We start from the raw sequence: 13272 nt of genomic DNA, 5'->3' as shown, positions 1-13272 counted from the left end.
CGCCATGCCCAGATGGTAGCGAAATCATGGTGATGGCGACTTTTGGGCTCTGAGCGGCGACGATGTAAAACGATTTGCGATCCGCAGCAAAAACATTGCTGCACAATGGGATGGCGTCCCATATCCGATGCCGACCACCACTTCGGATAGTGGCTTGACTTCAACGCGCGGTGAGCATAAGGGATCCGCGTCGTCGCCCCCATTATTGCCTCCGAATATGTCGGCCGTTTGCTCGACAAGCGCAAGAAGTGTTCGGCTGGTACTATTCCGCCGTGACCGTACCTGGGATATGGTGACCGAGGCTCGTTTCGCAGGAACGACAGAGGCACGAATGGCTTCGTCAAGATAGCGCTGGCTATCGGGGGAGGCATCGACGGATTGGGTCATGACGTCGAGAAAAAGGGCTGTTAGAGCACTGTTTTGGAGTTAACCACAACGCGAATTCAAGGCATTCGCGTTGTGGTTAACTCGCATGGCAAAAACGATGGCAATGGGGTGGACACTCAGAAATCCTCTGAGATGGCCGGGTTCAAGGGGGCCCATTATGGTTACGCCAGCATGCGGTAGCACCGGCTTGAACCGCAGCGAGGACAACGTCGTTCAGCAATTTTCCGCGCAGCGGGTCAAGTCCGTTCGGAATTGGCGCCGCCAACTGACGAAAGAAAGGTAGCGCATGTTCCTGGGCACGGTGGACGACTGGACGGCCGAGGGCACGGTCGTGTCCTGGTATCCCACCGCGCACACTTACGCGCGCGCCGCCGAAGCGCAATATCATCCCGCCCCTGTCAGTTACCAACAATCGCAGCATCTCCGGTATTACCGGCGCCAGGTCAGCCTCGGCCGTGACATCCCGCGGTTGTGCATCGGGGCCTGGGAGATCAGGGGCATCTGCGATATCGATGCGATGACGCAGGCGCTGAACAGCCATGTGCGGCGGCATGATGCCTACCACGACCGGTTTGCCCTTCGCGGCAAGGACGACGAGATCCTCCGCTACGTGATTGCCGACCCGGAGAACATCACCCTGGCGCCAACGGTTCTCGGAGGAATGGCTCCGCTCGAGATCCGGAAACTGATCCTGGACACGCCCGATCCGCTGCAATGGGATTGCTTCAGCTTCGGAATCATCCAGGGCGAGGACCGTTTCACCATCTTCATTGCCGTCGACCACCTACGCGCCGACGGCATGTCTGCCGGTGTGATCTTCTTGGACATCCAGACGGCGTATTTCACCGCGCTGCAGCAGGGGCAAGTCGCGCTGCCACCGGCGCCCAGTCACCGTGAATACAGCGCGAAGCAGCGTGCCTACACCGCCGGCCTCGATGGCGATTCACCCGAAATCCAGGGTTGGCGAACCTTTCTCGCGGCCAATCGCGGTGCGCTGCCGAGGTTCCCGCTCGAACTGGGCGAGGCCGCTGCGGACACGCCCGGGGCCATCGACGTATTCGACCTGATCGATGGCGACCAGGGGCGTCGTTTCGAGGCGGCGTGCCGCGCCGCCGGAGCGCGGTTCAGTGGTGGCGTGTTCGCCTGCGCTGCACTCGCCGAACATCGGTTGACCGGCGCGGACACCTACTTCGGGCTCACTCCCTTCGACAACAGGCGAGACCCCGCCCACGCCACCGCCGTGGGTTGGTTAGCCAGCTTCGTCCCGCTGGCGATCCCGACGGGGGGTGCGTCCTTCGACGAGGTGGTCAGCGCCGCCCAGGCGTCGTTTGACGCGAACACGGCCCTCGGCGCCGTGCCCTATTACCATTTGCTGGAGACGGTAGACGAATCGTGGGGCCGTCTCGAGGTTCCGGACCGGCCCGTCCCGATGCTGTCCTACATCGACATCCGCAAGCTGCCGTTCGGCGACTACTTCGACGGTTTGCGTGCCGGTATCTGGGGTGACAACCGGCTGTCGGAGACGGTGTGCATGTGGGTGAACCGCATGCACAACGGAACGCAGTTGGTGGTCGCTTACCCGGGCACCGACGTCGCCCGCGGATCGGTCGCGCGCTACGTGGAGACGCTCCGTGCTGAGTTCACCCGGGTAGCGGACGCCGGGCTGCACGACGACGCCTGATGCATTTCCCTTCTCGTGCCGGAGGTCTCGGTGCGGATGCCGCTGCGGCACTCCCCGCACCGTGCTCGAGCACTCGAAGCGGGGTTGCGGTGACGAGGCTGGCGTTTCTGGACCAGGCCGCCTTCTTGCGGCTGCGGGCCACCGGTCAAGGCAGCACCGTGCAGTGCACGTGGGTGTACGACCGCGACGTGCACCTCGACGCATTGCGCCGCTTCGCAGCCGATCTGGGGACTGGTCTTCTCGGCCGGCGGATCGAGCGTTCGCCGCTACCGTTCGGGCGTCATCGCTGGGTGCTGGAAAACCGCTCGCCCGACGTCGCGCTGGAACCACGGCGACCGCGGTCGGAGATCGGCGCATGGGTCGAACGACGCGCGCAGGTGCCCGTCGATCCCGAGCGCGGTCCGGTGTTCCATCTGGGCGTCCTGCCGTTGGATGACGGCGGTGCGGCAGTCACCTTGGTGGCATCACATTGCGTTGTCGACGGACTCGGATTCATCACGGCGGTGACCGAGGCGGTCGAGGGCGACCGACGCAATTTCGGCTATCCACAGCCGCATTCACGAGGCCGGGTGCGCGCCGTGTGCGAGGACCTGGCCGACGCCGTTCGCGGCCTGCCGGCGGCCATCCGCGCACTGATGGCGACGCTGGTGATCGTGCTCAAGACCTCGTCCGGCCCCAGGGGGGCGCGACGGCCCGGGCCGCCCTCCCCCATCGATGATGACCTGACGGCACTGCCATCGGTAACGATGCAGACCGACGCTGCGGCATGGGAAGCGCGTGCGCGCAGCCTCAACGGCAGCAGCAACACACTCTTCGTCGCGTTCGCGGCCCGCCTTGCTTACCGCATGGGCCGCGTGCTCGCCGACGGAAACTCGGTGACGGTCGTGCTTCCGGTCAGCGATCGCACCGCCGACGACGACCGCGGCAACGCACTGACATCGATCACACTCACCGTCGACGGAGCGGCGGTGACCAACGACTTGAGTTGCGCGCGTGCAGAGATCAAACACATGCTGACGTCGCTGCAACACCAACCCAACGAGATGCTCGCAGCGTTGCCGCTCGTCCCGTTCACGCCGCGCTGGCTGGTCCGGCGCGGCGAAGGCATTGCGATGTCGACCGGCCGGCTCCCGGTCGGCTGCTCCAACCTCGGAAGCCTCGACGCCACCGTCGGGCGCATCGATGGTGAGGATGCCGCCGAGGTCTGTATCCGGCTGGCCGAGCAGGGCGTCACCCGCGGCCGCGTCGAGCAGATGCAGGGCCAATTGTTCTGCAGCACAGGCATAATCAACGGAAGCCGGTTTCTCAACGTCGTGGCATGCCAGAGCGAGGCCGACACCACCGCCGCACAGACCCGCGATCTCGCGTTAAGCGCACTGGCCGATCTGCAGCTGTCCGCCACCACGGTCTATGAGGGACGAATTTGACGGCGGAGCTGGACCTGAAGGCGCAGGAACACGCACGCCGCCGAAGGTATGTGGGGATGGGCACCGGGATCGCGGCGTGGATAGTGGCGGTGCTGTGGTTCGCGATCAAGACCGTTCCGCTCGACGTGTACTGGATGTCGTACTACGCCGCCGATTACGCACACGGCTTCGTGCGTCGCGGGCTCGCCGGAGAACTGGTGCGTTCGGTGCCGGGTGACTACTTCGCGGTCACGCTGAGCCTGCGGTGGCTGTCGACGGCGGTCTACCTGTGCGCCCTGGCGGCGGTCGCGGCCATGGTGCTCGTCCGTCGACCTCTGTCGGGTCGCAGGATTTTGGTGGCGATGCTGATTCCGTTGCTGCCCTTCGGTGTCCCGTTTGCGGCCTATTCGGCCCGGCCGGACCTGTTCGGTGGGGCGGCCCTGGCGCTGTTCTCCTGCGCGCTGGTGGTCGCGCGTTCCCGCGCTGTCGCGACGGCGTGGTGCGTGGGCTACGGCGCGGCGATCGCGGCGTTGACGCTCGTGCACGAGGCAGTAGGGCTGCAGTTCGCGTTGGGGTCCGTGCTGGCGGTCATCGTCCTGGGCGGCGGCCTGAGAGATAGCCGGGGACTGGGCGCGCTGCTTGCGGTGGTGCCGGGCGTCGTCACGACGGCCGCCGTGGCGGTGTTCGGCCGGCACGACGTCGCCGCCCAACTGTGCGCGTCGGTGCCCCATCGCCTGATGCCCAATCCGTTTGCCACCGTGACGTCGCCGACCACGTTGCTGCGCTATGTCTTTGACGGACGAACGAAGCAGACCGACTATCACGACTGGGTGTGCCGCAATGTGATGCCGAACTACGACAATGGAATCGGCGATGCCATCCGGACCGTCGGCCACATCGGAATAGTCGGCCTGACGATGTCCCTGCTGTTCGGTGCGGCGGCCGTGGCGGCGACGATGTGGGGGCTCGGCAACGCTTCGGGCGTGCCGCTGCGTGTGTTTGTCGAGGCGCTGCGCGGGCGGATGGCGTGGGTCATCGGCGGGTTGCTGTTGGTGTGCCCGGTTTTCCTGACCGGCTACGACTGGACCCGCTGGCTGACGGTCGTGGCGCTCGATGTCGGCGTGGTATTTATCCTCCTTGCGGCGCGCCGGCCGGAGATCGAGCAGGAACCCTCCCGAAAAGCGTTGCGCTCGTTCACTCTTCTCGCCATCGCGCTCGCGCTGGTCCCGGTGGGCACGGTTCCGGGCTTCGGCGGACCGCGGATGATCTAGCCCGTGCCTCCTGCTTGTGTGGGAACCCATCTCGCGATTCCCCGGCGTGCGGCCGATCTCTCCCAGTGCTCAGCGCGCGATCAGGGTATCGAGTTCGGTGAGCCCAGGCCCTTGATGCGCAACTCCGCGAAATGCTCGGCGAGGACGTCGTCGACCATCACCGGGCCATAGAAGCGGCGGGGGCCGTGGACCAACCGTTCCGGACGGCGGCGTCGCCTGCGTACGCGCTTTCGGCGATCGCTCTGGTCAATGCGCGTGGCGCCGTCTAGAGTTTACACAACTAGTACTTGTAAAAACCTCACCGGTCCCAGAAAGGGGTCAAGGACCCGTGGACCATCGCCCACCCGTCCCACACGACTTCCCGAGTCGTACTGAAGGAGAATTCTCATGCGCGTCGTGGTAGACCGTGATCGTTGTGAGGGCAACGCCTTCTGCGTGAAGATCGCTCCGGAGGTGTTCCAACTCGATGACGACGAGTACGCCGTGGTCGTCACCGACCCCGTCCCCGTCGAGCAGGAGACGCTTGTCGAGCAGGCCATCGAAGCGTGCCCTCGCGCGGCGTTATCCCGCAAAGACTAGTACTGCGCTGACGCTAGGTCATCAACCCTGCTGCGTCACAGCGGATTTCGATCCGCTTGTTTGAAGATGGCGGTCGCCTACCGCTTGGTCAGCCGCAGCCGCCAAGCCTCCGGCCCGCGCTGCTCGTACCGGATCTCGAGCCGGCCGGAGGCGCGGTGGTCGAGTTGGCGCAGCAGGGGAATCGGGTCATGGGGAGCCACCAGCACCAGTGTGCCGCCGTCCGGGACGGCGTCGAACGCGCCGAACACGGTGGCATGCCGGATCGAGTGTGGCACGTCGCGAACGTCGAGCACGGGATCGTCGGCGTCGGATTCGCCGCAGCCGCAGCTGTGTGGCGCCTCGGCGCCGTTGGTGGAGTGGTCGTGACCGAGGAGTTCGTGCATCCCGTGGGTCACCTCGCCGAGGGAGACTTCCGGATCTGCGGCCACGATCGGCAGGATCCGCTCGTTCTCGTCGGTCAGGTGCGCGTCGAAGAGAACCCGCAGGGCGTGACCGGAGGCGGCCGCGCGCACCGGTGGCTCAATGCGGATGCGCTCGATGAGTGCGCCGATGATGCGGTGCACGGCGATCATCGATTCGACCAGCGGCCGCGCGCGCTCGGTGCGGGTCGCGGCCGGGTACAAATGCTCCTCTTCGGCGGCGGCGTGCGGGAGCAGCTCGCCGGTCAGGAAGAACAGGGCCGCGGCTCGCGTCGGCTCGAAGTCAGCACCGCGCTCGACCGCCCACAGCATCGCATCGATGAGGACCGCAAGCCGGCCCGCGAGCTGCGCGTGATGACCCTTGATGGCTTCGACGGCCTCGGCGTCAGCCGCTGTGGACGCGACGATCACATCGTTGGCTGACATGTCGGTTCCTTTCCGTTGAGTCCGGACGCTCCGCTGAGCGAATGTGACTCATTGCCCTATGTGCATCACTCACCAATTTACTACACTAAATTCCGTGAAAAAAGACCTGGCCGCCCTGGGCCCCGAACCGACGCCGGTGCTCCGGTCCGCGATAGCGCTGTCCGGGCAGCGCCTGCGGGTGCTCGAGTACGTGCGCGCATACTCCCCCGTCCGGGTCGCCGACGCCGCCACCGCTCTTGACCTGCACCCCAACACCGTTCGCGAACACCTCGACGCGGTCGTTGAACTCGGGCTCGTGGAGCGCTCCACGGCAACCGCACTCGGACGCGGGCGCCCGGCCACGCTGTATCGCGTGTCGGCCGCCGACCCCGCCGTAGCCGTTCGGGACTACGCGGGTCTGGCGACCGCGCTGGCCGGTCACCTGGCGCGTACCAGCGCCCACCCCGAGCGCGACGCGCAGGCGGCCGGCATCGAATGGGGACGCGAGCTCATCGATGTACACGGTCAAGCCGGCGGCGATCCGCGGCAGTCCGTCCTCGAGGCGCTGGCGCGCCTCGGCTTCGCACCGGACGACGAACCCGACACTTCCGGCGCCCACCCGGGGATCGCGCTGCGTCGCTGCCCGCTGCTCGACGCGGCCCGCCGCTACCCGGCCATCGTCTGCCAGGTCCACCTCGGCATCGTCGAGGGAATGCTGGAGCGCCTTGGCGCTCCCAGCGTCCGGGGACTCGATCTCGTTCCGTTCGCCGAACCCGGTGCCTGCCGGCTGTTCCTGCCCGATCCCGTTGTGCGACATGCCAACTGACCGACGGATTCCACCCCGGGCGCTGCTTCTGGTTCCCGGCGGGTTCGCGCTGTTGGCCGGGCTCGATGCGGCGCTGACGCTCCTCGGTGTGCCCGCGCCGATCACGACGACACGGCTGGCCGAAGTGCACGGCGTCCTGCTGGTGCTCGGGTTCGTCGGCACGGTGGTGGCGCTGGAGCGAGCCGTGGCGGCACACCAGTGGTGGGCCTACCTGAGCCCGGCGTTCCTCGGCGCCGGCGCGGTGCTGCTGGTCAGCACGGCGCCCCGAAACCTCGGGGGCGCGGTGCTGCTCGCCGGGTCCGCGACGCTGGTTGCGGTGTACGTGTCGCTGTGGCGGCGATCTGCCGACGTCGCGATCGTGGTCCAGGTAGCCGGTGCGGTGTTGGCGACCGGCGCGGCGCTGTTGTGGCTGGGCGGTGTGCCGGTTCCCAACCTGTTGCCTTGGCTGTCGGGTTTCCTCATCCTCACGATCGTCGGGGAGCGACTCGAGCTCGCCCGGGTGGCGATGCTCGGTACCCCCGCCGAGACGCTGCTGATCGTCCTCACGGTGGCGATGGTCGCCGGGACCGTCGCCGCCTTGTTGTGGCCGGTACCCGGCTACCCGTTGCTCGGCGCGGCGCTCCTGGCGACGGTGGTATGGCTGGGCAGATTCGATGTCGCGCGCCACACCGCGCGCGCAACGGGCCTGACCCGATACATGGCGGTGTGCCTGCTTGCCGGTTATGTGTGGTTACTGGTGCCGGCGCTGACCTGGTTGCTGATCGGCCAAATCCTTTCCGGTGCGGGCTATGACGCGGTGGTGCACGCGGTGATGCTCGGCTTTGTGCTGTCGATGATCATGGCGCACGCACCCGTGATCCTGCCCGCCGTGTTGCGTCGCCCGCTGCCCTACACCCCGTTGATGTACGGCCCGGCGGCGCTGTTGCACCTGTCGCTGCTGCTGCGGCTGGCGGTTGGTGACGCGCGCGGCGTCCACTGGGCACTCCAGGCGGGCGGTGTGCTGAACATCGTGGCCGTCCTCGGATTCATTGCCGTTGCCGGTTATTCGGCGACCCGCGCAACCAGTCGGGTGCCGGCATGAATCGCTCGCGATGGCATCTGCGTGTCGGGGCGGTCGTGTTCGCCTGGCTCGCAGCGGTCGTCGGGGTCGCGGTCGGGCATCGGTTCCTTCCGCTGTCCGGCTGGCTGCTGGTCCATCTCTTGGGGCTCGGGGCGGCGGGCAACGCCATCCTGATCTGGACCCGGCATTTCGCCGATGCCTTGCTGCGCCGGCCGCCCGGTCCCGCACGGACTGCGGAAGGGTTGCGCCTCGCGGCGTTCAATGCCGGGGCCGTCGCGGTCGTCACCGGCGTGCTGGGCCGGTGGTGGTCGGTGGTATTGGCGGGCGGTGTCGTGGTCGGCGCCGTCGCCGTGGTGCACGGGGCGACACTTGTGCGACAGCTTCGTGCCGCGTTGCCGGCCCGCTTCGGCGTCACCGTGCGTTATTACGTCGCCGCGGCGGGGTGTCTGGCGATCGGCGCGGGACTTGGTGTGGCGATGGCGAATCCGGCGCTCCCCGGCACTGTCCACGAGCGGTTGGTCATCGCGCACGCGGCGCTGAATTTGTTCGGCTGGGTGGGCCTCACGGTGCTGGGCACGCTGGTCACGCTGTGGCCGACGATGCTGCGCACCCGGATGGCCAACGGAGTCGAGGTGGCCGCTCGCCGCGGCCTGCCGGCGCTGCTGACCGCCCTGGCCGTGACCGCCGGTGGTGCGGTGGCGGGATCGCCCCCGATCGCCGGGCTGGGCGCCCTCGGGTATCTGTGTGCCACCGGGATCGTGCTGCGACCGCATCTCGACGAGGTTCGCCGCAAGCGGCCCAACGACTTTGCGACCTTGTCGGTGTTGGCCGGCGTCGCCTGGCTGATCGGGTCGCTGGCCTACGCCTCCGTCGCACTGACGATGTCGCCGACCTGGCCGGTGGCGGTCGCGGCGGCCGGCGCACTCACGGCACCGGTACTGGCCGGCTTCCTGGTGCAGGTGCTGCTCGGGTCGCTGACCTACCTGGCGCCCGTGGTGATGGGTGGGCGGGCGGCAACGCTGGCCGCCGGGGCCGAGCTCGAGCGGGGGGCTCCCTGGCGGATCGCCGTCGCCAACGCCGGGCTGCTGCTCTGCGTTCTTCCGACTCCCAGCCTGGTGCGGGTCGTGGCATCAATGCTGGTGCTGGTGTCTTACGTGGCATTCCTGCCGCTGCTGGTTCGGGGGGTATGGCGGGGACACCGCGATCGCGACCAGCCCGCTTTGGGCCCACCACAGGTCGCACCGCCGCGGCGACGGCTCGGCATCGCCGCCGCCGGGCTCGCGGTCGTCGTGCTGGCGACCGCGGCCGCCGTGGCCGCGGACCCCGCGTCGCTCGGAATCGGCACCTCGCCACAGGTGGCCGTGGCGGCCACGGGCCACACCACGACGGTGTCGGTCCGGATCGAGGACATGCGTTTCGTGCCGGACACGGTCGAGGTTCCCCCCGGGGACCGGCTGCAGATCACCCTGGTCAACACCGGCACCGACCAGCACGACCTGGTGCTGTCCAACGGCACCCGCACCGGACGGATCGCGCCGGGCGAGTCGGCCGTCCTCGATGCAGGAGTGATCGGCTCCAGCCTCGATGGCTGGTGCGCGGTGGCCGGACACCGGCAGATGGGCATGACGTTTTCGGTCCGGGTGACCGGCGCGCCGATGCCCGCCACACACCCGGGCCACCCAGACCACCACCAGGGCCCGGCGCACCTCCCGCCGATCTCCGCCGCCGATGTCGCACGCAGCCTCAGCGCGGACCCCGCCCCCGGCTTCACCGCACGCGACGCCACGCTGCCCCCGGCAGCGGCCGAGCACCGCGTGACGCTGCCGGTGACAGAAATCCAGCGAGAGGTCTCGCCCGGAATCACCCAGCGGCTCTGGACATTCGGCGGTACCGCGCCCGGACCCACATTGCGGGGCAAGGTCGGCGACGTCTTCGAGATCACCCTCGTCAACGACGGCAGCACCGGGCATTCGATCGACTTCCACGCGGGTGCGCTCGCGCCCGACGAACCGATGCGAACCATCCAACCCGGCCAGCGCCTGGTGTACCGGTTCACCGCGATGCGGGCGGGTATCTGGCTCTACCACTGCTCGACGATGCCGATGTCACTCCACATCGCCAACGGCATGTTCGGGGCGGTGATCATCGACCCGCCGGACCTGCCGCGCGTCGACCGCGAGTATGTGCTGGTCCAGTCCGAGATGTACCTGGGCGCGCCCGGCCAGGATGCCGACGCCGACAAGGTCGCCGCGGACAAGCCCGACCTCGTGGTGTTCAACGGCTACGCTCGCCAATACGACCATGCGCCGTTGGCCGCGCGGGTGGGCGAGCGCGTTCGCATCTGGGTGCTGGCCGCGGGGCCGAACCGAGGCACCTCGTTCCACGTCGTCGGTGGCCAGTTCGACACCGTATGGTCCGAGGGCGACTACCGGCTGGGAGGTAAGGGAGGGCCGGGCGAGGGCGGTGCGCAGACACTCGGAATGTTTGCGGCCCAAGGCGGATTCGTCGAATTGACCTTCGGCCAGCCCGGTCGATACCCGTTCGTGTCGCACGCGATGGTCGACGCCGAACGCGGTGCCCACGGCATCATCGAGGTAGCCGGGCGGTAACTCATCGCACCGGGATTATCACCATTTGCGCTTCAGTCCTGCTTCAGCTGAACGCTTTTGGCGACGGTGAGCAGGATGACGGAGTCTTTGACGGCCTCTACCCCATGCCGGGTCGGCGGGATCACCAGGTGATCGCCCGGAGCGCCGTCCCAGCTGGTCTCGGGGGCCGTCAGCCGGATGCGTCCCTCCAATACATGCAAGGTCGCCTCGCCGGGGCTGTCGTGGTCATGCAGCGCCGCTCCAGCGGTCAAGGCAACCATGGTTTGCCGCAGTGTGTGCTGGTGACCGCCGTAAACAGTGTGCGCGCTACGGCCGCTGGCGGCGCGGTGCGCGGCCGCCAACTGCTCGCGCGCGAGTGCTGTGAGCGAGATCTTGTCCATCGGGCAGGCTCCTTCCTCGCCGCAAATCATATGCCGCACCGTGGCGGCTTGGCGATGGAGGCGCCGCGGGCAATCAACGCGCTAGCGCGGTTACCGCGTCAAGGTCTGGCTAGACACTGACGACGAGTGACAGTCCTCCACGGCGATGTATTTTCTTGCGCTGCTTGCTGATTGCCACCAGACGTGCCACTGCTAGCTCGATTCCGCGGGACAATGCGTCGATATCGGCCACGGCCCCGTAGTCGGAGAGGACACCGAAGAACAGGTCCTCGGCGTAGCTGAGCATCGCCACCCAGCTGCCCGGGCCGCCGATGTCGGGCGGCATCAAGTCGCCCGAAGCTGACATTGACTAATGTCACCATTTGGTATTGACTTCGTGGCATGGCGGACGGCGTTCCGGCCCGCGGGCCATTGCGGCCCCGCGACATCGAGGAGGTCCACTGAAGTGTTCGGACCCGTGGACAGGCTGCTGGGCAGGGCCAAGACCAGCCGGGGCGCATCGGCGGTGGTGACCGGTGCCGGAAGCGGCATCGGTGCGGCGTTCGCCGTCGAGCTCGCGCGCCGCGGCGGCGCGGTCGTGTGCAGTGACATCGATGAAGCCGCGGCCGCGCGCACGGCCGGCGCGATCACCGAACAGGGCGGCAAGGCGGTGGCTATTCATTGCGACGTCTCCAAATTCGAAGACGTCCAGGCGCTCGCCGAGCGCTCACAGGCGTGGTTTTCGGAGCCACCCACGCTGGTGATCAACAACGCGGGCGTCGGTGCCGGCGGCGCGGCCATCGGTGATGCGCCCCTGGACGATTGGGTGTGGACACTGGGCATCAATCTATGGGGGCCGATCCACGGCTGCCACGTGTTCACCCCGATTCTGCGCGAGGCCGTCCGGTCGCACGCGCCCCGAGGCATCATCAACGTTGCCTCCGCGGCGGCGTTCGGCGCGGCACCGGGCATGGCCGCCTATAACGTCAGCAAGGCCGGAGTGCTGTCGCTTTCGGAGACCCTGGCCGCCGAATTGGCCGGCACCGCGGTGCGAGTCACCGTGCTGTGCCCGACCTTCGTGAAGACCAAGATCGTCGAGTCCGGCCGCATCAGCGAGGAGTCCAGCGAGCTGGCCAACAAACTGATGCGCTGGACCGGATTCTCGGCGGACAAAGTCGCGCGGATCTGCCTGGACGCGCATGACCGCGGCGAGCTGTACTGCATGCCGCAGCTCGACGCCAAGATCGGCTGGAGCATCAAACGCATGGCCCCGCAGGCCTATACGCGGGCGGCGGGCCTGATCTCCCGAATCAATCTGCCCTGATCACCAAACGCAAAGGAGCACCCGGTGGCCATCGACATGGAAGCTATGCTCGCCAAGATCAAGGATCGCCAGTGGGCGCTCGCGGACATCAATTGGGACGCGCCCGGTGCCGAAATGATCAGTGATGAACAGCGGCCACAGCTCAAGGCGTTCATGGCCGACCTGTGCTGGATCGAGAACATCGGCGCCAGAGGCTTCGCGGCGCTAGCGAAGAAGGCACCCACGCCGACCATCGCCGAGATCTACCGCTACTTCCACGCCGAGGAGCAGCGTCACGCCAACGCAGAACTGGCGCTGATGAAGCGCTGGGGGATGCTCGAGGACGGTGAGATTCCCGAGCCGAACGTGAACATCCGACTGGCGATCGACTGGTTGGACCGCTGGGCCGACGACATGCCGCTGTCTCTGCTGGGCACCGTCATTCCGATGCTCGAAGTCGCACTGGACGGCGCCCTGTTGAAATTCCTCCTCGACGAGGTGCACGACCCCATCTGCCACCAGGTCTTCGAGAAGATCAACAATGACGAATCACGCCACCTGGTTGTCGATTTCGAAGTCCTCGACATGATCGGGCACGCGAAGATCCGACGGTTACTGATCGACTTCGTCGGTCACAATGCCACTCCGGGTCTCATCATCGGTGCGATCATGGGCGCACCGCTGATCAACAGGATCCGCAACGAGATCACCGCCATGGGTATGGAGCCGGAGCGGCTTTACAGAGCTGTGAAAAGATTCAAAGAGCTTGGCGATCGCGGCGAACGTACTAGGCGGGTACCGACTTATCGTTTCCTGAGGCGCTACGCGGGAGTGGTCACAAATCCACGCCACCCGTACCACCTGCTGGCGAATTCGATGGTATGGCTTTCCGACCGATATCCGCGGCCCCTGCTTCCGTCGGTACCGACTTGGGTTGGAGAACTCACCCACGAGCCGGCGGCGTGAC

At 67.1% G+C, this 13272-nt stretch carries 11 protein-coding genes and 1 pseudogene; 9 read left to right on the top strand and 3 right to left on the bottom strand.

Annotation, left to right across the window (positions count from 1 at the left end):
• Positions 1 to 673 precede the first annotated feature (673 nt).
• From A5692_RS06455 to A5692_RS06440, 4 genes are all read left to right on the top strand, one after another.
• Positions 674 to 2068, top strand: a complete 1395-nt coding sequence (locus A5692_RS06455; RefSeq protein WP_068053605.1) for a condensation domain-containing protein — start codon at positions 674 to 676, stop codon at positions 2066 to 2068.
• A gap of 89 nt (positions 2069 to 2157) precedes the next feature.
• A complete protein-coding gene (locus A5692_RS06450; protein WP_068053602.1) occupies positions 2158 to 3495 on the top strand; it encodes a hypothetical protein in 1338 nt (445 codons plus the stop codon).
• A complete protein-coding gene (locus A5692_RS06445; RefSeq protein ID WP_068053599.1) occupies positions 3492 to 4745 on the top strand; it encodes a hypothetical protein in 1254 nt (417 codons plus the stop codon). Before A5692_RS06450 ends, A5692_RS06445 begins: the two co-directional genes overlap by 4 nt.
• A 387-nt stretch (positions 4746 to 5132) precedes the next feature.
• Entirely contained in the window at positions 5133 to 5324 is a 192-nt protein-coding gene (locus A5692_RS06440) for a ferredoxin (RefSeq protein ID WP_068053590.1), read from the top strand.
• A 77-nt stretch (positions 5325 to 5401) separates the two neighbouring features.
• Here the strand turns inward: A5692_RS06440 and A5692_RS06435 are convergent, their stop codons facing one another.
• Positions 5402 to 6169 (bottom strand): DUF2249 domain-containing protein, encoded by a 768-nt coding sequence (locus A5692_RS06435; protein ID WP_068053588.1) that lies wholly within the window; start codon positions 6167 to 6169, stop codon positions 5402 to 5404.
• Between the two features lie 94 nt (positions 6170 to 6263).
• On the opposite strand from A5692_RS06435, the gene A5692_RS06430 reads away from it, so the two are divergent.
• The 3 genes from A5692_RS06430 to A5692_RS06420 are packed head-to-tail and all read left to right on the top strand — an operon-like array spanning position 6264 to position 10643.
• Positions 6264 to 6974: a metalloregulator ArsR/SmtB family transcription factor gene (locus A5692_RS06430; protein WP_068053586.1), complete on the top strand. Its 711-nt coding sequence runs from the start codon at positions 6264 to 6266 to the stop codon at positions 6972 to 6974.
• Complete coding sequence (locus A5692_RS06425) at positions 6964 to 8055, top strand: hypothetical protein (protein WP_068053584.1); 1092 nt, start codon at positions 6964 to 6966, stop codon at positions 8053 to 8055. The genes A5692_RS06430 and A5692_RS06425 overlap by 11 nt, the downstream gene beginning before the upstream one ends.
• Positions 8052 to 10643 carry a multicopper oxidase domain-containing protein gene (locus A5692_RS06420; RefSeq protein ID WP_068053576.1) on the top strand — a complete coding sequence of 864 codons (2592 nt, stop codon included), beginning with the start codon at positions 8052 to 8054 and terminating at the stop codon, positions 10641 to 10643. Before A5692_RS06425 ends, A5692_RS06420 begins: the two co-directional genes overlap by 4 nt.
• Positions 10644 to 10675: 32 nt before the next feature.
• On the opposite strand, the gene A5692_RS06415 is transcribed toward A5692_RS06420, so the two are convergent.
• Both A5692_RS06415 and A5692_RS06410 read right to left on the bottom strand, forming a co-directional pair.
• Positions 10676 to 11023 carry a cupin domain-containing protein gene (locus A5692_RS06415; protein ID WP_068053722.1) on the bottom strand — a complete coding sequence of 116 codons (348 nt, stop codon included), beginning with the start codon at positions 11021 to 11023 and terminating at the stop codon, positions 10676 to 10678.
• A gap of 109 nt (positions 11024 to 11132) precedes the next feature.
• A pseudogene (locus tag A5692_RS06410) lies at positions 11133 to 11315 on the bottom strand (wax ester/triacylglycerol synthase family O-acyltransferase); the annotation flags it as partial.
• 153 nt (positions 11316 to 11468) lie between these two features.
• Here A5692_RS06410 and A5692_RS06405 point away from each other — a divergent pair.
• Positions 11469 to 12326 (top strand): SDR family NAD(P)-dependent oxidoreductase, encoded by an 858-nt coding sequence (locus A5692_RS06405; protein WP_068053570.1) that lies wholly within the window; start codon positions 11469 to 11471, stop codon positions 12324 to 12326.
• Positions 12327 to 12350: 24 nt separating this feature from the next.
• Positions 12351 to 13271 carry a reductase gene (locus A5692_RS06400; RefSeq protein WP_068053567.1) on the top strand — a complete coding sequence of 307 codons (921 nt, stop codon included), beginning with the start codon at positions 12351 to 12353 and terminating at the stop codon, positions 13269 to 13271.
• The last annotated feature ends 1 nt before the right edge of the window (position 13272 follow it).

Origin of the sequence: Mycobacterium sp. E342 (assembly GCF_001667665.1) — a bacterium.
Lineage (GTDB): Bacteria > Actinomycetota > Actinomycetes > Mycobacteriales > Mycobacteriaceae > Mycobacterium.
This window is presented reverse-complemented; position numbering and strand designations above follow the sequence as displayed.